Below are 20,179 nucleotides of genomic sequence, written 5' to 3' on the forward strand. Positions count from 1 at the left end.
CTCCGAGGAGGCGGGACGCGGGGGCCACTTCGCGAAGGGCCCCCGCGAGCGATGATCAGGAGAGGCCGGCGGCCCAGTCGTAGCCCTTGAGGTACGGGTCCGGCTTGATGGGCTTGCCGGAGTCCCAGACCTGCTTGATCAGCCCGTCGCCATCGATCCTGCCGATGCGGGCGGTCTTGTAGATGTGCTGGCTGGCGCCGTCCACGGTGACCTTGCCCTCGGGCGCGTCGAAGGTGATGCCGTCGGAGGCGGCCTTGACCTTCTCGGGGTCGAACGACTTCGCCTTCTCGACCATCGCCTTCCACAGGTAGACCGAGGTGTACGCGGCCTCCATCGGGTCACTGGTCGGCTTGTCCTGGCCGTACTTGTCCTTGTAGGCCTTGACGAACTTGGTGTTCGCCGCGCCCGGAGTCGTCTGGTAGTAGTTCCAGGCCGTCAACTGGCCCTCCAGGTACTGCGCGCCGATCGACTTGACCTCTTCCTCGGCGATCGACACGGAGATGACCGGCATGCCCTGGGCGGTCAGGCCCGCGGACTTGTACTCCTTGAAGAAGGCCACGTTCGAGTCGCCGTTGAGGGTGTTGAACACCGCGTCCGCCTTCGACGCCTTCACCTTGTTGGCGATGGTGCTGAACTCCGTGGAGCCCAGCGGCGCGTAGTCCTCGCCCAGCACCGTCATGCCGTTGGCCTTGGCGTACGCCTTGATCTCCTTGTTGGCGGTGCGCGGGAAGACGTAGTCGCTGCCGACCAGGTAGATCTTCTTCCTGCCCTGGCTCTTGAGGTAGTCGAGTGCGGGGATGATCTGCTGGTTGGTCGTCGCGCCCGTGTAGAAGATGTACGGAGACTCCTCGAGCCCCTCGTACTGCACGGGGTAGAACAGCAGCGACTTGTTCTTCTCGAAGACCGGCTTGACCGCCTTGCGGCTCGCGGAGGTCCAGCAGCCGAAGGTGGCCGCTACCCGGTCCTCCGAGATCAGCTTCTGGGCCTTCTCGGCGAACGTCGGCCAGTCGGAGGCGCCGTCCTCGCTGATCGGCTTGATCTGCTTGCCGAGCACCCCGCCCGAAGCGTTGATCTCCTCGATCGCCAGCTTCAGCGAGTCCCGTACGGTCACCTCGCTGATCGCCATCGTGCCGGACAGCGAGTTGAGCAGTCCGACCTTGACGGTGTCGCCGCTCACGTCCGCCTGTGCGGCCTTGTCGGACGTACCGCCCGCGTCGGTCTTCGCGCCGCACGCGGAGAGCGCGACGACCGCCGCGAGTGCGGCGGCGCCGGCCATCACCCGGCGCCGGAGTCGACGTGAATCGCTTGAACCGGTCGAACAACTGGAACCGCTTGAACCACTTGAACCGATGGACAAAGGAACCCCCTCGGGCTGTGGAGGAGACGACCTCCTGAAGTGCGGTCCACAGCCTCAAGTGACCCTGTTTCCAAGGTGTTTCGCGATACTTTCCCGGCGGTATCTTCCCGCTCTCATGGAGTGAACGCAGGAAAATTCTGGGGCAACAGAAAATGCCCCGAGCCGAATTCGTGACCCGAATTCACAATTCGCCCGAGGCATTCTAGTTACTTCCTGGGGGAAGTATCTTGGCGAGGATGCGGTCATGTCAAGGGTGGGAACCGTGAAGGTCGAGCTGGGCGACCACGTCGAAGCCGACACCGTCCGCCCGTGCCAGGTAGATGCGTTGGCGGACATGACCGTCCCGCAGGCGGAGCAGCCCGCGCGGGCCCTCGTACGACACTGTCTCGGCCGCCGCCCCGATCGCCGAAACGTCGAGAGCCCGGGCCTGCCCGATCAGCGCGGCCAGCAACAGCACGCCCTCGTAACAGGATTCGCCGAGGCTCCCCAGGGCCGGTGCCTCGATGCCGAACCGTCCGGCGTACTGGCCGTGGAAGTCCAGGGTGTCCTGGTTCGCCAGCGAGGCGAAGAATCCCGCGGTGCTGTAGAGGTCGACCGTGGCCGTCGGGCCGCTCGCCATCAGCATGTTCTCGTCCATGAGCGTACTCAGCCGCAGGCAGCGTGTGTCGAGACCAGCGGCCGCGAACGCCCGGTTGAAGCGGACCGCGTCGCTGCCGACGAGCAGCATGAGGACGCCGTCCGCATCCGACCGCTCGACGCGGCGCATTACGGCGTCGAAGTCATGTGTGCCCAGGGGGAGATAGACCTCTCCCTGGATCCTGCCGCCGGCCTCCCGCGCGTAGCGGTGTGCGGCCCTGGCCGTACGGCGGGGCCACACATAGTCGTTGCCCACCACGAACCAGCGCCGCACCCCGCGCTCATGGGCCAACAAGCCCATCGCGGGCCGTAGTTGATCGCGAGGAGTCTCGCTGGTGAGGAACACACCCGTGGTGTTCTCGCCACCCTCGTACAGTGCGGTGTAGACGTACGGCACCCGATGGGCGATCCTCGGCGCCAAGGCCTGCCGCACCGAGGAGATGTGCCAGCCCGTGACGCCCTGTACGACTCCCAGGTTCACCAACGCCTCGACGTGGTCGGCGACTTCGCGCGGTCCGCGGCCGCCGTCGACGGGCAGCAGCCGCAGCTCCCTGCCGAGGACGCCGCCCGCGCGGTTGACCTCCTCGGCGGCAAGCTGCGCGCACAGTTCGCAGGTCGGTCCGAAGATCCCCGCCGATCCCTGCATGGGGAACACGAGCGCCACCCGGAACACGGAGTCGTCTGCCGTGAACCAGTCGGGCGGAGGCGGATCGTGCCGGAACATGGCGCCATGATTTCGGGTCCGCCCGGTGAACTCCAGTCTGTCTCATACCATGTACAGCCCCGGGACCGAGGAGCGCGATGCCCATCCCAACCCAGCGTCAGCCCCAGGATCTGGCGCACCTCCTGACGCGTGCCGAGCGGCTGGTCGCGCGCCGGCTCCAGAGCGTGCTCGACGAGGACGGCTGCTCGCTCGACGCGTGGCGGGTGCTCGCCCTGCTCGGTGACGGTCAAGGGCATCACATGACGGCGATTGCCGAGGCCGCGTTCCTGCCGCCCCCGACGCTGACGAAGCTCGTCGACCAGCTCGTCGACCAGAACCTCGTCCACCGCCGGGTCGACCCGCTCGACCGGCGCCGCATCCTCGCGTACCTCACCCCGCGCGGTCAGACGTACTGGCGGCGCCTGGACCGCGAGGTCCGCGCCCATGGGCCGGTGCTGAGTGACGGCGACGACGAGCTGCTGCGGGCCCTGCTGGGACGCCTGGTGGACACGCTCGACGGGGCAGGCGCCGACACAGCCCTCTGAGACTCTCCGGATCGCTATGGTCGCAGAGAGTGCTTTCGTGTGCCCGGAATTTATTCGGGCACACGAAAGGTTGGCATATACATCCAGCTGTTGCATGCGGCTCTACCAGCTATCGAGTACGTCGCGCGGTGGCCCCACCCGTCCGCGCCAGACCAGCGAGGCATCGTGAACCAGTCCACCCCCGAGCAGCCGGCCGACGTCGTCTCCCGGCTGCGCTCCACCTTCCGCTCCGGCCGGACCAAGCCCGTCGAATGGCGCAAGACCCAGCTGCGTCGGCTGCGCGAGCTGCTCACCACGCACGGTGAGGACATCGCCGCCGCCCTCCACGCGGACCTCGGTAAGAGCTCCACGGAGGCCTTCCGCACCGAGATCAACTTCACCGTGCGCGAGATCGACCACACCCTGGACCATCTCGACACCTGGCTGCGCCCCGAGCCCGCCCCGGTCCCGGCACACCTCGGCGACGACGCCACGGCTTGGACGCAGTACGACCCACTGGGCGTCGTCCTGGTCATTGCTCCCTGGAACTACCCGGTTCAGCTTCTGCTCACCCCGCTGCTCGGCGCCCTGGCCGCGGGCAACGCGGTGGTCGCCAAGCCGAGTGAGCTGGCCCCCGCCACGTCCGCCGTGCTGGCCCGGCTGCTGCCGCAGTACCTCGACACCGACGCTGTCGCCGTTGTCGAGGGCGCCATTCCGGAGACCACGGCCCTGCTGGCCGAGCGCTTCGACCAGATCTTCTACACCGGCAACGGCACGGTCGGCCGCATCGTGATGCGCGCCGCCGCCGAGCACCTCACGCCCGTCGCCCTCGAACTGGGAGGCAAGTCCCCTGCGTTCGTCGACCGCGGCACCGATCTGGCCGTCGTCGCCGACCGGCTCGTCCGCGGCAAGTTCCTCAACGCCGGGCAGACCTGCGTCGCACCCGACTACGTCCTGACCGACCCCGAGACGGCCCGCGCTCTGGAGCCCGAGCTCGTCCGGGCGGTCGAGACGGTCTTCGGTGCCGAGCCGAAGAAGTCCACCGAGTTCGGACGGATCATCAACGAACGGCACTTCGACCGGCTCAGCTCGCTGCTCGGCTCCGGGCGCGTGGTCACCGGCGGCGACAGTGACCGCTCCGTCAAGTACATCGCGCCGACCGTCCTGGGCGACGTCGATCCCAAGTCGCCGGTCATGGCGGAGGAGATCTTCGGCCCGATCCTGCCGATCATCACGGCGGCGGACCTCGATGAGGCCATCGGCTTCATCAACGACCGCGACAAGCCGCTGGCCATGTACGTCTTCACCGAGTCGGACACCACCCGGCGGCGGCTCGCCGACGAGACCTCGTCCGGCGGCCTCGGCTTCGGACTGCCGCTCGCCCATCTGACCGTCTCCGACCTGCCGTTCGGCGGGGTCGGGGAAAGCGGCATGGGCAGCTACCACGGGCGCTACTCGATGGAGACGTTCAGCCACCGCAAGGCGGTGCTGGAGAAGCCGCTCGGCTGATGCGGGCTGCGGGCTGCGGGCTGCGGGCTGCGGGCGGTGGGAGGCGGGCAGTGGCCCGGGCCGGTGGTGAACCGGCCCGGACCACCGTGCTGTTCAAGTGTCGGAAGTGTCCCGCAATAAATGGATTTCGTTGGCTTTGATCAATTGTCGCCGGATGCCCCGGAGTTCACCCGTCAACGGTTGTCGGATCCACCTGGTCTATACCTTGACTGGTACAGACCAATACGGTTGAGTGTGCCTCCACACCCCCCACCACGGCCGCTCCCGACGCCGTGTCCGGTCCCACGGGCGCGTGCTCACAAGGCTCTGCTTCGCTTTGCTCTTGGTCGGGTGCGGCCGTGCTCCGAAGAGGAGTTGATCCTGTGTCGAGACGCCGCATCTCCGCAGTCATGGCCGCAGTCATCATCGGAACCGCCGCACCGGCACTGTTGCCGGCCACGAGCGCTTCCGCCGCGGCCTGTTCGAGCTACTCCAGTTGGGTAGCCGGCAAGGCGTACGTCACCGGCAACATCGTCCGCTACACCGACGGCAAGGCCTACATCGCCGAGCACGACAACCCGGGCTACGACCCCACCGTCAGCACCTGGTACTGGGAGCCCTACGCCTGCGACAGCGGCACCGGGACCCCCGCTGCCAGCTTCGTCGTCACCGAGGCGCAGTTCAACCAGATGTTCCCGAGCCGGAACTCCTTCTACACCTACAGCGGGCTGGTCGCCGCGCTGAGCGCCTACCCGGCGTTCGCCAACACCGGCAGTGACACGGTGAAGAAGCAGGAGGCCGCGGCCTTCCTCGCCAACGTGAACCACGAGACCGGCGGGCTCTACTACATCGTCGAGCAGAACACGGCCAACTACTCGCACTACTGCGACTGGGGCCAGTCCTACGGCTGCCCGGCCGGTCAGTCCGCGTACTACGGCCGCGGCCCGATCCAGCTCAGCTGGAACTTCAACTACAAGGCCGCGGGTGACGCGCTCGGCATCGACCTGCTGAACAACCCCTGGCTGGTGCAGAACGACGCCGCCGTGGCCTGGAAGACCGGCCTCTGGTACTGGAACACCCAGAACGGCCCCGGCACCATGACCCCGCACAACGCCATGGTCAACGGCGCGGGCTTCGGCCAGACCATCCGCAGCATCAACGGCTCGCTGGAATGCGACGGGAAGAACCCCGCTCAGGTCCAGAGCCGCGTCGACGCCTACAACCGCTTCGTCGGCATCCTCGGCACCACCGCCGGCGCCAACCTCTACTGCTGAGGTCGGCCACCTCACCTCAGTGAGGGTGTCCCATGAGGGACGGCACCATGAACACGTACACCTGTCCGTAGATCATGTGCGAAGCTGCCGTGATGACCTCAGCGAAGATCACCGCGGCAGCCGCGGGCACCTGGAAACTCGGCGATCTGCCCGTCAACCGCATCGGATTCGGCGCGATGCGGCTGACGGGCAGTGCGGCGTTTCACCTGGGCACACCGAGCGACCGCGCACGCTCGATCGCCGTGCTGCGGCGCGCGATCGACTTGGGCGTCAACCACATCGACACCGCCGCCTTCTACTTCTCCTCGCTGCGCTCCGCGAACGAACTGATCAACAGCGCGCTCACCCCGTACCCGGACGGCCTGGTCATCGCCGCGAAGGTCGGGCCGCACCGCGAGTACTCGGGGGAGTGGGGCACCGCCGCAAGGCCGGACCAACTGCGCGGCCAGGTCGAGGAGAACCTGCGGCAACTCGGCCGCGACCATCTGGACGTGGTGTATCTCCGCCGGATGCGGCAGGACTCCATAGCCGAGCACTTCGGGGCGCTGGCCGAACTGCGCGACGCCGGCCTGATCCGGCACCTCGCCATCTCCGACGTCACATCCAGACACCTCACCGAAGCACAGGCCATCGCACCCGTGGTGAGCGTGCAGAACAAGTACGGCCTCGACTTCCCGGACCCCGAAACCGACGCACTCGTGCGGGTCTGCGGGGAACAGGGCATCGCGTTCGTGCCCTTCTTCGCGATCGCGGGCAAGGGCGGCGCACAGGGCGCGAGCGGGGCCGATGACGGCGAGCTCCTCGCCGTCGCGCGGGCGCACGGCGCGTCTCCCGCGCAGGTCCGTCTCGCCTGGACCCTGCGGCAGGGCCCGCACGTACTCGCCATCCCCGGCACCGGCAACCCCGACCACCTCGCGGAGAACGTGGCCGCGGGCGCGCTCCGGCTCACCGACGACGAAACGACCCGCCTCGACGCCCACCACAGGCCAGGGGACTGAGGGCGATGCCGTTCTTCCGCCTTGCCGACCACCAGGGGGCGTAACCCGCCCCGGCGAGCGATGCCCCAAAGGCTGCTGTCCGCTGAACATCACCGGTGGTCAGTGGAGGGGAGTGCCCGGCGGCGCAGCAGCGTCGTGGCGATGGCGATCTGGGACGGCTCAAGTGCGCTTTTGCCGTCCTCGATGTCCCACAACGCGTTCTGCAGCACTCGACCGAGTGTCCAGCCGGTCGCCCGCTGCCGGTCCAGGTGGAGCGTCTCGGTCAGCACGTCGAATCGGCGGAGCACCGCGCGGGGCACATCTCCGGTGGCCACTACGTCGTCCCACCGGCTGTCCAGTGCGGGGAGCAGATCGAAGCCGGGGTCGCCTGCGAGCGGTTCGGGGTCGATGGCGAGCCACGGTTCACGCTGCCCGGCGAGAATGTTGTCGTAGTGCAGGTCCCAGTGCAGCAGGCGGTCGCCGGGTTCGTCGACCAGCTCGGCGACGGCAGACGCGCAGGTGTGCAGGAGCCGTTGCTCGGATGGGTTCCGCAGAACAAGCACCGCGCCTGGTACTTGGCCGAGCATTGCGGTGGCGATGTGGGCCAGGTTGCGCAAGCCCTTGGGCGCGGGCGCCGCGACAAGACGTGCCAGTAACTCTGCCAGGATCTGCAGGGCGGTGGTGTCGTCGGCCACAGACGACAGCGGGCGCGCCGCGTCCAGCCGTTCCAGCAGCTGGGTGCTGCTGACCGGGTCGTGGTCGAGCAGGCGCACCGCGCCGTTGCCGTTCCACGCTCGCAGACCGGTGGCCACCCCTGCGTTCTCTTCACTGGGCGGCTGGAGCTTGAGCACGGTCGGCATTCCGTCCGCGCGGATCACCGGCAGCACGAGCGAGGCCATGCCGTGCCCGGCAGGACCGTCCGGCCGCAGTTCCCAACGGTCCAGGAAGTCCGCGACCAACGCGGGCAGCGCGGCCAGCCAGGCGCGCCCGGGTGCATCGTCGGGCTTGCCGTACGACGCGACCAGCGCGTCGGGGACGTCGACGGAAAAGGGCACCTTCATGTGCGATGTCTCCTTCGTGGGCTCCGGATCCGGCGCAATGACACGAAGGAGTTCAGGTGGTGCCCGGCCGGCGGGCAGGAGTCAACGCATACCGCCACCCTGTCGATACCCCTCCCGCCCCAGCGGAGTCGAGGTCGGCAACGCACGCGCGAAAACGGGAGCACCGAACTCCGGAAACACGGTTCGGCCGGGTCAGCTCAACTGCTCGTGCAGGAAGGCCACCGTGCGCTGCCAGGCCAGCGCGGCCGACTCGGGGTCGTACACGCTGGGCCGTCCGTCATTGAAGAAGGCGTGCTGGGCGGGGTACAGGCGGATGTCCGGAGTGATGCCGGACTGCCGCTCGATCGCCGCGCTCATCTGCCCCAGGCTCTCCTTGGGAATACTGGCGTCGAGTTCGCCGTAATGACCCAGGATCTGTGCCTTGAGGCCGGAGTAGTCGTGCTCCGCGTCCGGGATCCCGCCGTAGAACGGCACCGCAGCGCTGACACGCTGGTCCGCACTTGCCAGGTACAGAACGAAGCCGCCGCCCATGCAGAAGCCGACCGAACCCACCGTGGCGGAGGTCACCTCGGGCAGCCCGAGGAGGTGGTCGACCGCGCCGGAGAGCAGCTCGACGCCGCGCGACACGGGAAGCTCCTTCATCATCCGCAGCGCTTCGTCCTTCTCGTGGGCGACATTGCCGCCGTACAGGTCCGGTGCGAGAGCCACGAATCCCTCCGCCGCCAGCCGGTCGGCGACATTCGCGATGTGATCGGTGAGGCCCCACCATTCCTGGATGACGATGACGCCGGGCCCCCGGCCGGAGGGCGGCAACGCGAGATAGCCGTGCGCGGTGGCCCCGGCGCTGGGGAACGTCACGTTCTGATGGGCGGGGGCTCCGGTCGACTTCGGCAGCTCGGACATGGCACTCAACTCCTGGGAAGGCAGCATCGGGTGGGGGTACGGCGGGACTGGCCCCGAGTCGATCTCCACCATGCCACGCGTGCTTGAGGTGCTTCCTCCCGGCCCGGCACCCAACTCTCGGTCACGCAGGCCGTCCCCACGGCTTGCAGGAGAAGGCCGTGGCGCGGGGTGAGCGGGGACCTCGCGGTGCTGGGTGGCTGCATGGTGGCCCTCTTCCGCCGCCGTATCCGGGCGGAGCCGCGGCGCCGACAGTGCGGAGCAGACGCCGGGAGCGAACCGTGCGACGGCGTACGCGGTGAGACTCAGCCAGCAGAGGCTGAAGAGCCAGCCGCCCAGGACGTCGGAGAACCAGTGAACGCCCAGGTAGGCACGGGACAGCCCGACCAGCACGGCCCAGCAGCCGATGAGCAGGGCGAGCGGCCTTCTGCCGCGCCCGGCCCGTGCGAGCACCGCGAGAATGAGCAACCCGCCGGTGACCGCGGACGTGGTGGTGTGGCCGGAGGGGAAGGACCAGCCGGTGGCGTGCGTGGCCCAGTCGGCTGTCGCGGGACGGGGTCGGGCCACCCAGGACATCACCCCGTACCGCACCGACTGCGCGGCGGCGAGGCAGCCGAGGCAGCCCGCGACAGCGATGATCCGCTGCCCGGCGGTGCGACCGAGGACGAACCCGGCCACGCCGACCAGGACGAACGGGATGATCCCTGTGCCGCTGTTCGTCACCAGACGTGCCAAGGCGACCGCGACAGCCGGACGGTGGCCCACGGACCACGAGGTGACGTCCTCGTCACCCAACAGAGTGGCGCCGCTCCGGCCGGACACGGTGAGCGCCAGCAGCACGAACGCGACCAGGCTTCCCACCGCGACGGAACCGGCGAGGTCCCTGGCGTCCTGGAGCGGCGGCGCGGTGCGCGGCGCTGCGGGCATCGGCGTGGACCCCTTCCGTGACGGCGCGCGGGCGCGGCGGACGACCGCATCCACGCTGACTACAATCCTGTAGACGATCGACGCAACTGTAGACGATCGCGGAGCCGGGATCGTTCCCGTGTCGCGAGCCACTCGATGAACGGCGGTCCGTCGATGTCCCGGTCCGGGATGCCGTACTATACGTGTTACGTATAACCCACGAGCGTGCCGGAGAGGTCCCGATGAGACGCGTCGCCCTGGTCACCCTTGTCGTCGACGACTACGACAAGGCGATCCGCTTCTACACCGAAGCCCTCGGATTCCGGCTGGTCGAGGACACACCACGGCCCGACGGCTCCCGCTGGGTCGTGGTCGAACCAGGTGCGGAAGGACAGGGAGGCCAGAACACCGGTCTTGTGCTGGGCCGCGCCAAGGACGAGGCACAGCGCGCGCGGATCGGTGACCAGACCGGCGGGCGGGTGGGCTTCTTCCTGCACACCGACGACTTCGCCCGCGACCACGCGCGGATGCGCGCCGCGGGAGTCACCTTCCTGGAGGAGCCGCGCCACGAACCGTACGGCTCGGTCGTCGTCTTCCAGGACCTGTACGGAAACCGCTGGGACCTGCTCCAGCCCGCCCCCACCGCCTGAGCCACCGAACGAACGAACCACCCGAGGAAACACACGCATGACCGCGCCCCGCATCGACATCGACACCATCCGCCGGCTCCCCAAGGCCGTCCTGCACGACCACCTCGACGGGGGCCTGCGCCCCGCCACCCTCGTGGAGCTCGCCGAGACGGTCGGCCACACCCTGCCCACCACCGACCCGCAGGCCCTGGCCGCCTGGTACTACGAGGCCGCCAACTCCGGGGACCTGGTGCGCTACATAGCCACCTTCGAGCACACCCTCGCCGTGATGCAGAGCCGCGAGGGCCTGCTGCGCACCGCCGAGGAGTACGTCCTCGACCTGGCCGCCGACGGCGTCGTCTACGGAGAGGTGCGGTACGCGCCGGAGCTGATGCTGAACGCCGGGCTCAAGCTGCCCGAGGTCGTCGAGACCGTGCAGGAGGGCCTGGCGGCGGGCATGGCCAAGGCGGCCGCCGCAGGCACTCCGGTGCGCGTCGGCACGCTGCTGTGCGGGATGCGGATGTTCGACCGCACCCGTGAGATCGCGGACCTCGCGGTGGCCTTCCGGGACGGTGGCATCGTCGGCTTCGACATCGCGGGCGCCGAGGACGGGTTCCCGCCCGCAGACCACCTGGCCGCCTTCGAGCACCTGCGCCGCGAGAACGTGCCGTTCACCATCCACGCCGGTGAGGCGCACGGTCTGCCCAGCATCCACCAGGCCCTCCAGGTCTGCGGCGCCCAGCGCATCGGCCACGGGGTCCGCATCACCGAGGACATCGTCGACGGCAAACTCGGCCGTCTCGCGGGCTGGGTCCGCGACCGCCGTATCGCCCTGGAGATGTGCCCGACGTCCAACCTCCAGACCGGCGCGGCGACCTCCATCGCCGACCACCCCATCACCACCCTGCGCGACCTCGGTTTCCGGGTCACCCTCAACACCGACAACCGTCTGGTGTCGGGCACCACGATGACCCGCGAGATGTCGCTCCTTGTCGAGGAGGCGGGCTGGACCGTCGACGACCTGCGCACGGTCACCGTCAACACGGTCAAGAGCGCGTTCCTCCCCTTCGACGAGCGCAACGCCCTTCTCCGTGACGTGGTGCTGCCCGGGTACGAGGCCGCGCTTCAGAGCAATCCGGTACGAGGTCGCGCGCTTGAGGCCGCGCTCTAGAACAATCCGGTACGAGGTCGCGCGCTTGAGGCCCGAGCTTCAGAGCAATCCGCGTACGTATGCTGCCTGGCCGACATGCTGAAGGTCGTCGGAAAGGACGCTCACCAGGCGCACGCCCAGGGTGACCGGCGGGTCCCAGTGCTCGTCCACGACGCGCTCGAAGTCCTTGGCGCCCAGTCCGCGGACGAAGCCCAGCGTCTGTTCGTGCACGGCGTCGTAGTAACCCAGCAGCAGGTCGCCCGACTCCACCCGGACCTGGGCGACCTGCCTGGCCGCGTGCCCGTACCCGGTGTCCCGATGGGGGAGACCCAGCGCGAAGCGGTCGGCCCAGCCCTGCGCGAGCCAGACCTGTTCGAACTCGGCCGCGTCGGCGACATGGTCGTCCTGGACGCGGGTGAGGTGCCAGATCAGCCAGGAGATCGAGTTGGCGCCGACGGCAGGAGGGGTGTTGAGGCGGTCCGGGGGCAGCCCGTCGACCGTGGCATGGACCTCTTCCTGGATGCGGCTGAACGCGTCGATGAGGATGTCCTTTGCATGCATGCGTCCACCATCGCGCATCGTGGTCCCCCGCGCGCGCCACTCCCGCGGGCCGTCGGGCTTCTACTCCGAGGCGTCGAGCAGGACCATCAGCGCCCGCGCCGCGGGACTGGTGGCGTCCGTCGGCGGCAGCATGGCGACTGTCTCGTACGAGGCCTCGGACACGCCCTTGAAGGGCAGGGCGGTGAGCTCGCCCGCCTCGCGCTTGAAGCCGAAGTGCCGTGGCACGACGGCGATTCCGAGGCCCTCGTGGACGAGTTCCAGGAGGCTGTGCACGTCGTTGACCTCAAGGGTCACGGTCCGCTGGACACCTGCGGCGGCGAAGGCCGCGTCCGTGGTGCGGCGCGGTCCCCAGTCGGGATGGAAGTCGACGAAGCCCTCGCCGCCCAGCTCCTCGGGCGTGAGCACCGCGGCGGTCGCGAGGCGGTGCTCCGGATGGCAGAGCACGGTCATCGGCTCGCTGGTCAGCGGCACCGAACGCAGCTGGTCGGTGTCCGCCTGGGTCCGCACGGCGAAGGCCAGGTCGAGCCGCCCGGCGGCGACCTCCTCGGCCAGTGCCCCGGATCCCGCCTGCCTCAGACAGATCTCGACGTCAGGATGGCGGCGGCGGAACGCGGCGAGGAGCGTGGCCACGTGCACCCCGGCGATGCACTGTTCGGCGCCGAGGGTGAGCGAGCCGCGCAGCACGCCCTGCACGGCGGCCACGGCGTCATGGGCCGAGCGGACCTGGGCCAGGATCCTCTCCGCCTCGCCGACCAGGGCCCGGCCGGCCGCTGTGAGCGTGACGCGGCGGGTGGTACGGACGAACAGCGGAGCCTGCAGCTCCCGTTCCAGGGCGCGGATCGAGGACGACAGGCCCGACTGCGACACCATCAGCCGCTCGGCTGCCCGGGTGAAGTGCTGGTCCTCCGCGACCGCTACGAAATGCTGGAGTTGGCGCAGTTCCATGAGGCGCAAGGGTAGTCGCCACCCAGCGAACCGGCCTCACGGATTGAGAAGCGACGGCGCTGAATCTCATCCGATTCTCCCGTTGGACCGCTGCGCGGACGCGCGCGAGAGTGGAGGCCTGATTTTCCCGGCATCTCAGGAGTCCACGTTGTACACCGCACACACCGACCGCTACGCGGACATGCCCTACCGGCGCACCGGACGCAGCGGCCTGAAGCTCCCCGCGCTGTCGCTCGGCCTGTGGCACAACTTCGGCCCCGACCGGCCGGTGGAGACCCAGCGCGCGATCCTGCGCCGCGCCTTCGATCTCGGCGTCACCCACTTCGACCTGGCGAACAACTACGGCCCGCCGCCCGGCGCCGCCGAGTCCGCCCTCGGCGACGCCCTGAAGGCGGACTTCACGCCCTACCGCGACGAGTTGGTCATCTCGACCAAGGCGGGCTATCTGATGTGGCCGGGCCCGTACGGCGAATGGGGTTCGCGCAAGTACCTGCTGTCCTCGCTGGACCAGAGCCTGAGCCGGATGGGCCTCGACTACGTGGACATCTTCTACTCGCACCGCCCCGACCCGGAGACTCCCCTGGAGGAGACCATGGGCGCCCTGCACTCGGCGGTCCAGCAGGGCAAGGCACTGTACGTCGGTGTCTCCAACTACTCGCCGGAGCAGACCCGCGAGGCCGCCCGCATTCTCGGTGAACTGGGCACCCCGCTGCTGATCCACCAGCCGCGCTACTCGATGCTCGACCGCCGCCCCGAGGAAGGGCTGCTGGACGCTCTGGACGAGCTGCAGGTCGGCTCCATCGCCTACTCGCCGCTGGAGCAGGGCCTGCTGACCAGCCGTTACCTCGACGGCATCCCGGAGGGCTCGCGCGCCGCCAGTGACAGTCCGTTCCTGAGCGCCGACACGGTCACCGAGGAGCTCGTACGACAGTTGCGCGCACTGGATGAGATCGCCAAGTCCCGTGGCCAGTCCCTGGCCCAGCTGGCGCTGGCCTGGGTGCTGCGCGGCGGCCGGGTGACCTCGGCGCTCATCGGGGCGAGCAGCACTCAGCAGCTTGAGGACAGCGTGACGGCCACCCGTACCCTGGACTTCGACCCGGAAGAGCTGGCCCGGATCGACGCGATCATCAAGCCCGCCGGTCGATGAGACGCTCGCTGAGCTCCCCGAGGCGGTCGACCGCCTCGGGGTCTACGGCGTAGGGCGGCACGCCGGCCTTTCAGGAGCTGTTCATGAGGGTCCGGCGCGGCCCTCCTCCAGCGACATCGGGGGAGCGACGTCACTGTTCTCGCGGTGGAGGCCGCCCCGGGAGTCGAGCAGGGGCCGGTGGCGCACATCGCGCTGGTGGCCGCTCCCTGCTCGACCCGCCTTGAGCTGCCGCTCGGGGCCCGGGACCGGATCGGGCCCGGGCTCGGCCGACCGTGGTCGTCGAGTACAACGACCGAACTGAGCCGCCGCCGGGCCTCAAGCGTTGAGCCGCTCCTCCAGCCGCACCGTAACCGTGTCGCCCTCCGTCTTGCCGATCGCTCTGCGCACCTCGGCCTTGACGGGCAGCATGTGGGTGCCGTCCCCCAGGGCCATGAACGAACTACGGAAAGGATGGCCGTCGATCGTGCCGCTGACCTTGACCAGTCCGCGGGTTCCGAAGAACGCGACGGACTCCGGCCATTTGACGTAGGTCCAGCTGCCGGCTTCGGGACTCTTCTTCAGCACAGCGGTGAAGTGCGCGTTCACCTTGCTCACGGTGCTCATGGGATTCTCCCTTTCGCTGGATGCCCTACTCAAGAGACCACCGTGAGTCGGAAAACTCATCGCGGGGCGCCGCCTGCAGGGGCCCCGGCGACCTGCGCGGGTACGCGGTCCAGGAATCCGTACACACTCCGGATGCGGTCCTCGCCGTCGAGGGTGATCACGTCGAATCCGGCGACCGGCGCCGAACCGTCCGTCTCGTGGACCAGCTCCCAGCCGAAGCGGGCGGTGTCGTGGTGTCCGTCGACCTTGCCCGTGAGGCGGAAGACGAAGCCCGGGAAGTGCTCGTGCGCCGCGGCGATCAGGCCGGAGATCTGCTCATGGCCGCGGACCTGGGCCAGTGGGTCGGTGTAACCGCCCTCCGCGACCCATGCGGCGGCGACCGCCTTCGCGAGCGCGTCCGGCTCGACGGCGTTCCAGGCATCGAAGTAGCGGACGACGGCACTCTCGAAACGGTCGTTGCTTTCGGACATGATTGATCAGCCTCCATCACAGCGGGATCTGTACAGGTCACGGACCGGATTCCGGTGGGTGGTTCGTTGCTGGGATCCGATGTCGCAACGATGCCCCGGGGCCCTCGGAGGCGTCGATTACCTCTCGGGTAAAGGGGGCCTGCTTCGTTTCGGCCAAACCCGGTGACGAATATGCCAGGAGACTGGCTGGAATGGCATGGTGACAGAGTGTCAGGAGTGGCGATACTCGAATCCAAGGGCAATTCAGCCAAGCCCGTACATCGTCATCATGCACAACAGCGCCATCATGCACAGCAGACGAGCCGCAGCGAAAGTGAGGCAGTTCCGGCAGCGAGCGACGCGATGGGGGAGCGATCGTGCACGACGAATTCCTGTGCTATGTCACCGCGTACGGAGTATGTGGCGGTCAGCGGGTAGGCGTTCCGCTGGGAAGCTATCGCGCGCCCACGCTGGCGCTCGCCCTGTGGTGGATGCGGGACCGTGCCGCGTGGATGGCCGAGCGGCTCGACCCGCAGCCCGAGGATCCGACCTTTCCGCCGAACTCCATCGCCCCGGTGGGGCCGTCCGTACCCGACGTGCCCAGCATCCTGCGGGCCTGGTGCGGCGACGCGACGCAACAGGACCTGGTCGCCGACGAGTTGGCCGCCGGAAGGCTCGTCCGCATCGCCACCAACGACGACACCACCGAGTACGAGCTGATGGCCGAATCCGTGGACGCCCGGCGCATGCAGCGGACCGCCGCCGTGCTCGGCAGCTCGGCGGCCTGACCGAGGTGGCTGCTCGCCCGGCCCGCAACCCGGTACCGGCCCCCGGTCACGCCCCTGGTGAAGGCACCCGGTAGGCGTATATGTGAACGAATAGCTAGAATTCAGGCATGGCAGAGCGGCCAGTCGAGCCCATCGCGCCCGAACTCGTGCTCCAAACCGAGACGGGTTCCGTGGTGATGAGCCCCCGCCGCGACTATCACGTGGGACGGGACCCGTTGAGCGATGTCGTCATCGACGACGCCCGCGTCTCCTGGCACCACGCGGTACTTCGCCCCGAGGCCGACCACTGGACGATCGAGGACGAGAACAGTACGAACGGCACGTACGCCGACGGCCGGCGCGTCCACGAGTGGGGCGTCGGACCGGGCAGCGTCCTGCGCTTCGGCAACCCCTCCGACGGTCCCCGTGCGGTACTCGCCGGCCGGACCCCGGAGCGCCCCTCGGCCGTTTCCATGCCCTCCGCCACCGGCACCTTCCGGCGGCCGACCACCGTACGACCGCTGCCCGCCCGCACCGTCCGCATCGGCCGTGGCGGCGACAACGACCTGGTCATCGACGACCTGGTCGTCTCGCGACGGCACGCCGAGCTGCGGGCGCTGCCGGACGGGTCGTACGAGATCGTCGACCTCGGCAGCCACAACGGCACCTTCCTCAACGGCCAGCCCGTGAACCGCGCGGCGGTCACACCCGGTGACATCGTCGGCATCGGTCACTCCGCGTTCTGTCTCGTCGGCGACCAGCTGCAGGAGTACGTCGACACCGGCGAGGTCTCCCTCGACGTCCAGGACCTCACCGTCGCCGTCGACCACGGACGCAAGACGCTGCTGGACCGGGTGTCCTTCCCCGTCGGCGAGAAGTGCCTGCTCGCCGTCGTGGGCCCGAGCGGCGCCGGAAAGTCCACGCTTCTGAACGCCCTGACCGGCCAGCGCCCCGCCGACCACGGCACGGTTCTCTACGACGGCCGCGACCTCTACCGCGACTACGCCGAGCTGCGCCAGCGCATCGGCCTCGTCCCGCAGGACGACATCCTGCACACCCAACTGACCGTGCACAAAGCCCTCACGTACGCCGCCCAACTCCGCTTCCCGCAGGACACCGCGAAGGCGGAGCGACGGGCCCGGGTCGACGAGGTGATCGGCGAGCTGGGTCTGGGCCAGCGCGCCGACCAGCCCATTCACAGCCTCTCGGGCGGCCAGCGCAAGCGGGTCAGCGTGGCCCTTGAACTGCTGACCAAGCCCTCGCTGCTCTTCCTCGACGAACCGACTTCGGGCCTTGACCCCGGCATGGACCGCTCGGTCATGCACATGCTGCGCGGCCTCGCGGACGACGGCCGCACCGTCATCGTGGTCACGCACAGTGTGCTCAGCCTCGACGTCTGCGACCGGCTCCTCGTGCTCGCGCCCGGCGGAAAGGTCGCCTACTACGGACCGCCCGAGGACGCTCTCGCCTTCTTCGGTTACGAGCAGTGGCCGGAGGCGTTCGAAGACTTCGAACGCGACCACGACCGGGACTGGGCCGGGGAATACCGGGTGTCGCCCTTCCAGCGCCAGTACATCGACAACTCCACCTCGCAGCCGTATCCGGCTCAGGCCGCCCCGGTCACCGCCGTCGGACCACCGCCGAAGCCCCAGAGCTGGGGCGCCCAGCTCGTCACCCTGGTCCGCCGCTACGCCGCAGCCCTCAGCGCCGACCGGACCTTCCTCATCATCATGATCGCGCTGCCGTTCGTGATGGGTGCGATGGCCCGGGCACTGGCCGGAAGCCGCTTGACGCAGGAGACGGCGATGAACGCGCTGCTCATTCTGTGCGTCGGCGGAGTCCTGACGGGCGCCGCCAACGCCGTGCGCGAACTGGTCAAGGAACGGGTCATCTACCAGCGCGAGCGAGCCGTCGGCCTGTCCAGATCGGCGTACCTGATGTCCAAGGTCGTTGTTCTGGGCACCATCACCGTGCTGCAGGCCGTCGTGCTGACCCTCGTCGGTCTGTTCGGCGTCGATCTCAACGCGCCCGGCGGCGAAGGCGTCCTGATGCCGCCGCTCGTCGAGATCACGGTGGCCGTGGCCCTGCTCGCCTTCACCGCGATGATGCTCGGCCTACTCGTCTCCGCCATGGTGCGCAAGGAGGAGGTCACGATGCCGCTGCTCGTGCTGCTGGCCATCGTCCAAGTGGTCTTCTGCGGCGCGCTGTTGAAACTGAACGGCGTGCCCGGCATCGAGCAGCTTGCCTGGCTGGTGCCCTCACGCTGGGCCCTGGGCGCGATGGCCGGGACCATCGAGCTGTCCCAAATCGTTCCCGGGGATCTGACCGGTGACCCGCTCTTCCGGCACGAGGCGAACGTCTGGCTGCTGAACATGGGGATGCTGGTCGTGCTCTCGGTCGTCTTCGGGTACGCGGTGATCCGCCTGCTGCGGCGGCACGAACCCGCTGTCATGCGGAAGTAGGCGCGATGACGACAGCCGAGTTCCGCCCCACCCACGTGATCCCCCAGAACGGCCTGCCCGCCTGGGAGACCCCGGATCCGTCGCGGCCCACCGTGCCGCTCGACGCGCTGCTGCCGGTCGAGCTGATCGACCGGCTCGGCGACTGGGGCCGGGTCCTCTGCGCCAACGGCTGGTCGGCCTGGGTCGACGGCCGCCTGCTGGTCGCCGTACCGCAGGCGCCGCCCGCCGCGGGCAGCCCGCTCACCCGGACAGCCGATCCACGCCCGCTCCTGGCTCGCGTCGAGGAGGCGCTTTCCCGCTATCGCGGCGCCGCCGAGGATCTCGCCGCCGGACGACTCGACGGGCAGTCCTTCCGCGGCCGTACGCAGGGCCAGCGGATCGGAGTGATCGTCGACGGCGAGTCGCTCTGGCTGTACGACGGCGAGCACGAGCGCTGGGTGTACTGCGACGGCACACGGCTGAGCACCTACGCGGCGGGACAGAGCCCGGCGGCAGCGGCCGGGGAGCACGTACGGGAGGAAGCTCCGGTGGGCCACGAACCCACGAGGGTCGTCACGTACAACGAGAACGGCCGGGGTGACCTCTGATGGGCGACGGCCGGCGCCACGACACCAGCCTCTTCTCCGGGCGCCCGTCCGACCTGATCGGACGGCGGATCGCCGGCTATCGGATCGAGCGGGAGATCGGCCGCGGCGGCATGGCCGTCGTCTACCGGGCCAGGGACCTGCGGCTCGACCGGACCGTCGCCCTCAAACTGCTCGCGCCCGAGCTGGCTCGCAACGACACCTTCCGCGGCCGCTTCACCCATGAATCGCGGGTCGCCGCCGCGATCGACCACCCGAACATCGTGCCGGTCTTCGAGGCGGGCGAGACGGACGGTGTCCTGTACATCGCCATGCGGTACGTCGCCGGGCGCGACCTGCGCCATCTGCTCGACCGCGAAGGCCCGTTGCCGGTCAAGGTGGCCGCCCGGATCGCCGTCCAGGTCGCCTCCGCGCTCGACGCCGCCCATGATCACGGTCTGGTGCACCGGGACGTGAAACCCGGCAACATCCTGGTGGCCCAGGGCACCGACAGCGACCACCCCGAGCATGTGTACCTCACGGACTTCGGCCTGACGAAGAAGTCGCTGTCTCTCACCGGGTTCACCAGCGTGGGCCAGTTCGTCGGAACGCTCGACTACGTGGCTCCCGAGCAGATCTCGGGGAAACCGGTGGACGGCCGGTGCGACGTCTACAGCCTCGGCTGTGTCGTGTACGAGACCATGGCCGGGAAACCGCCTTTCCAGCGCGACGACGACATGGCGCTGCTCTGGGCCCACCAGTACGACGAGCCGCCGCCACTGACCGGCAGACGCCCCGACATCGCCGCCGCGGTGGACGACGTCCTCGCCAAGGCGTTGGCGAAGAGCCCCGACGACCGGTACGACTCCTGCCTCGCCTTTGTGGCAGCGCTGCGGGTCGCCGCGACCGGCGCCACGGAAGCCGGCCACGCGCCGACCCAGGTGGACGGCCGGGTGGCCGGGACACCCGCGTACGGTCCGCCACCGGATCCGCCGGGCTGGGCCAGGCCGGTGTTTCCGGATCCCTAGCCGGCGGCTCCGCCTCTGTGGCGGGGGGCAAACCCCCCTGAACACACGC

The 20,179-nt window shown here is 69.1% G+C and carries 19 protein-coding genes and 1 pseudogene; 11 read left to right on the forward strand and 9 right to left on the reverse strand.

Annotated features, from left to right (window positions below; translation table 11 throughout):
• Positions 1 to 55: 55 nt before the first annotated feature.
• Positions 56 to 1,276: an urea ABC transporter substrate-binding protein gene (gene urtA, locus ACFYPC_RS24485; RefSeq protein ID WP_388679900.1), complete on the reverse strand. Its 1,221-nt coding sequence runs from the start codon at positions 1,274 to 1,276 to the stop codon at positions 56 to 58.
• Positions 1,277 to 1,604: 328 nt separating this feature from the next.
• Positions 1,605 to 2,717 (reverse strand): substrate-binding domain-containing protein, encoded by a 1,113-nt coding sequence (locus tag ACFYPC_RS24490; protein WP_388679902.1) that lies wholly within the window; start codon positions 2,715 to 2,717, stop codon positions 1,605 to 1,607.
• Positions 2,718 to 2,794: 77 nt separating this feature from the next.
• On the opposite strand from ACFYPC_RS24490, the gene ACFYPC_RS24495 reads away from it, so the two are divergent.
• From ACFYPC_RS24495 to ACFYPC_RS24510, 4 genes are all read left to right on the forward strand, one after another.
• Positions 2,795 to 3,241 carry a MarR family winged helix-turn-helix transcriptional regulator gene (locus tag ACFYPC_RS24495; protein ID WP_388679903.1) on the forward strand — a complete coding sequence of 149 codons (447 nt, stop codon included), beginning with the start codon at positions 2,795 to 2,797 and terminating at the stop codon, positions 3,239 to 3,241.
• 165 nt (positions 3,242 to 3,406) lie between these two features.
• A complete protein-coding gene (locus ACFYPC_RS24500) occupies positions 3,407 to 4,729 on the forward strand; it encodes an aldehyde dehydrogenase family protein (RefSeq protein ID WP_388679906.1) in 1,323 nt (440 codons plus the stop codon).
• A 362-nt stretch (positions 4,730 to 5,091) separates the two neighbouring features.
• Positions 5,092 to 5,982, forward strand: coding sequence for a glycoside hydrolase family 19 protein (locus tag ACFYPC_RS24505; RefSeq protein WP_388679909.1), 891 nt, complete (start codon positions 5,092 to 5,094; stop codon positions 5,980 to 5,982).
• Positions 5,983 to 6,056: 74 nt separating this feature from the next.
• The gene (locus ACFYPC_RS24510; protein WP_388679911.1) at positions 6,057 to 6,980 is read left to right on the forward strand and encodes an aldo/keto reductase; all 924 of its coding nucleotides are present in this window, start codon (positions 6,057 to 6,059) and stop codon (positions 6,978 to 6,980) included.
• Between the two features lie 89 nt (positions 6,981 to 7,069).
• Here the strand turns inward: ACFYPC_RS24510 and ACFYPC_RS24515 are convergent, their stop codons facing one another.
• The 3 genes and pseudogenes from ACFYPC_RS24515 to ACFYPC_RS24525 form a co-directional block, all read right to left on the reverse strand.
• A complete protein-coding gene (locus ACFYPC_RS24515; RefSeq protein ID WP_388679913.1) occupies positions 7,070 to 8,020 on the reverse strand; it encodes an aminoglycoside phosphotransferase family protein in 951 nt (316 codons plus the stop codon).
• Positions 8,021 to 8,212: 192 nt separating this feature from the next.
• Positions 8,213 to 8,923 (reverse strand): dienelactone hydrolase family protein, encoded by a 711-nt coding sequence (locus ACFYPC_RS24520; RefSeq protein WP_388680085.1) that lies wholly within the window; start codon positions 8,921 to 8,923, stop codon positions 8,213 to 8,215.
• Between the two features lie 339 nt (positions 8,924 to 9,262).
• Positions 9,263 to 9,847, reverse strand: a pseudogene (locus ACFYPC_RS24525) (phosphatase PAP2 family protein); the annotation flags it as partial.
• 221 nt (positions 9,848 to 10,068) lie between these two features.
• On the opposite strand from ACFYPC_RS24525, the gene ACFYPC_RS24530 reads away from it, so the two are divergent.
• Complete coding sequence (locus ACFYPC_RS24530; protein WP_388679915.1) at positions 10,069 to 10,476, forward strand: VOC family protein; 408 nt, start codon at positions 10,069 to 10,071, stop codon at positions 10,474 to 10,476.
• Positions 10,477 to 10,513: 37 nt separating this feature from the next.
• Positions 10,514 to 11,626 carry an adenosine deaminase gene (locus ACFYPC_RS24535; RefSeq protein ID WP_388679918.1) on the forward strand — a complete coding sequence of 371 codons (1,113 nt, stop codon included), beginning with the start codon at positions 10,514 to 10,516 and terminating at the stop codon, positions 11,624 to 11,626.
• A gap of 39 nt (positions 11,627 to 11,665) precedes the next feature.
• On the opposite strand, the gene ACFYPC_RS24540 is transcribed toward ACFYPC_RS24535, so the two are convergent.
• Both ACFYPC_RS24540 and ACFYPC_RS24545 read right to left on the reverse strand, forming a co-directional pair.
• Positions 11,666 to 12,166 carry a DinB family protein gene (locus tag ACFYPC_RS24540; protein WP_388679921.1) on the reverse strand — a complete coding sequence of 167 codons (501 nt, stop codon included), beginning with the start codon at positions 12,164 to 12,166 and terminating at the stop codon, positions 11,666 to 11,668.
• Between the two features lie 60 nt (positions 12,167 to 12,226).
• Entirely contained in the window at positions 12,227 to 13,111 is an 885-nt protein-coding gene (locus ACFYPC_RS24545) for a LysR family transcriptional regulator (protein ID WP_388679924.1), read from the reverse strand.
• A gap of 148 nt (positions 13,112 to 13,259) precedes the next feature.
• Here ACFYPC_RS24545 and mgrA point away from each other — a divergent pair, with 148 nt between their 5' ends.
• Positions 13,260 to 14,258, forward strand: coding sequence for an L-glyceraldehyde 3-phosphate reductase (mgrA, locus tag ACFYPC_RS24550; protein ID WP_388679926.1), 999 nt, complete (start codon positions 13,260 to 13,262; stop codon positions 14,256 to 14,258).
• A gap of 315 nt (positions 14,259 to 14,573) precedes the next feature.
• Here mgrA and ACFYPC_RS24555 read toward each other — a convergent pair whose 3' ends face one another.
• Both ACFYPC_RS24555 and ACFYPC_RS24560 read right to left on the reverse strand, forming a co-directional pair.
• Positions 14,574 to 14,861 (reverse strand): DUF1905 domain-containing protein, encoded by a 288-nt coding sequence (locus tag ACFYPC_RS24555; RefSeq protein WP_388679929.1) that lies wholly within the window; start codon positions 14,859 to 14,861, stop codon positions 14,574 to 14,576.
• A 56-nt stretch (positions 14,862 to 14,917) separates the two neighbouring features.
• Positions 14,918 to 15,331 carry a nuclear transport factor 2 family protein gene (locus ACFYPC_RS24560; RefSeq protein ID WP_388679931.1) on the reverse strand — a complete coding sequence of 138 codons (414 nt, stop codon included), beginning with the start codon at positions 15,329 to 15,331 and terminating at the stop codon, positions 14,918 to 14,920.
• A gap of 356 nt (positions 15,332 to 15,687) precedes the next feature.
• Here ACFYPC_RS24560 and ACFYPC_RS24565 point away from each other — a divergent pair, with 356 nt between their 5' ends.
• The 4 genes from ACFYPC_RS24565 (at position 15,688) to ACFYPC_RS24580 (ending at position 20,130) form a co-directional block, all read left to right on the forward strand.
• The gene (locus tag ACFYPC_RS24565) at positions 15,688 to 16,098 is read left to right on the forward strand and encodes a hypothetical protein (protein WP_388679934.1); all 411 of its coding nucleotides are present in this window, start codon (positions 15,688 to 15,690) and stop codon (positions 16,096 to 16,098) included.
• Between the two features lie 107 nt (positions 16,099 to 16,205).
• Positions 16,206 to 18,539: an FHA domain-containing protein gene (locus ACFYPC_RS24570; RefSeq protein WP_388679937.1), complete on the forward strand. Its 2,334-nt coding sequence runs from the start codon at positions 16,206 to 16,208 to the stop codon at positions 18,537 to 18,539.
• 5 nt (positions 18,540 to 18,544) lie between these two features.
• On the forward strand, positions 18,545 to 19,126 hold the full coding sequence (locus ACFYPC_RS24575; RefSeq protein WP_388679939.1) for a hypothetical protein: 582 nt from the start codon (positions 18,545 to 18,547) through the stop codon (positions 19,124 to 19,126).
• Entirely contained in the window at positions 19,126 to 20,130 is a 1,005-nt protein-coding gene (locus ACFYPC_RS24580) for a serine/threonine-protein kinase (RefSeq protein ID WP_388679941.1), read from the forward strand. Before ACFYPC_RS24575 ends, ACFYPC_RS24580 begins: the two co-directional genes overlap by 1 nt.
• Positions 20,131 to 20,179: the final 49 nt, after the last annotated feature.

Origin of the sequence: Streptomyces sp. NPDC005808 (assembly GCF_042871385.1) — a bacterium.
In the GTDB taxonomy this organism is placed as follows: Bacteria; Actinomycetota; Actinomycetes; order Streptomycetales; family Streptomycetaceae; genus Streptomyces.

Coding starts and splice junctions, on each gene's coding strand:
- urtA (WP_388679900.1), bottom strand. CDS start 1,276: ATGGCCGGCGCCGCCGCACTCGCGGCGGTCGTCGCGCTCTCCGCGTGC.
- ACFYPC_RS24490 (WP_388679902.1), bottom strand. CDS start 2,717: ATGTTCCGGCACGATCCGCCTCCGCCCGACTGGTTCACGGCAGACGAC.
- ACFYPC_RS24495 (WP_388679903.1), top strand. CDS start 2,795: ATGCCCATCCCAACCCAGCGTCAGCCCCAGGATCTGGCGCACCTCCTG.
- ACFYPC_RS24510 (WP_388679911.1), top strand. CDS start 6,057: ATGTGCGAAGCTGCCGTGATGACCTCAGCGAAGATCACCGCGGCAGCC.
- ACFYPC_RS24515 (WP_388679913.1), bottom strand. CDS start 8,020: ATGAAGGTGCCCTTTTCCGTCGACGTCCCCGACGCGCTGGTCGCGTCG.
- ACFYPC_RS24520 (WP_388680085.1), bottom strand. CDS start 8,923: ATGTCCGAGCTGCCGAAGTCGACCGGAGCCCCCGCCCATCAGAACGTG.
- ACFYPC_RS24530 (WP_388679915.1), top strand. CDS start 10,069: ATGAGACGCGTCGCCCTGGTCACCCTTGTCGTCGACGACTACGACAAG.
- ACFYPC_RS24535 (WP_388679918.1), top strand. CDS start 10,514: ATGACCGCGCCCCGCATCGACATCGACACCATCCGCCGGCTCCCCAAG.
- ACFYPC_RS24540 (WP_388679921.1), bottom strand. CDS start 12,166: ATGCATGCAAAGGACATCCTCATCGACGCGTTCAGCCGCATCCAGGAA.
- ACFYPC_RS24545 (WP_388679924.1), bottom strand. CDS start 13,111: ATGGAACTGCGCCAACTCCAGCATTTCGTAGCGGTCGCGGAGGACCAG.
- ACFYPC_RS24555 (WP_388679929.1), bottom strand. CDS start 14,861: ATGAGCACCGTGAGCAAGGTGAACGCGCACTTCACCGCTGTGCTGAAG.
- ACFYPC_RS24560 (WP_388679931.1), bottom strand. CDS start 15,331: ATGTCCGAAAGCAACGACCGTTTCGAGAGTGCCGTCGTCCGCTACTTC.
- ACFYPC_RS24570 (WP_388679937.1), top strand. CDS start 16,206: ATGGCAGAGCGGCCAGTCGAGCCCATCGCGCCCGAACTCGTGCTCCAA.
- ACFYPC_RS24575 (WP_388679939.1), top strand. CDS start 18,545: ATGACGACAGCCGAGTTCCGCCCCACCCACGTGATCCCCCAGAACGGC.
- ACFYPC_RS24580 (WP_388679941.1), top strand. CDS start 19,126: ATGGGCGACGGCCGGCGCCACGACACCAGCCTCTTCTCCGGGCGCCCG.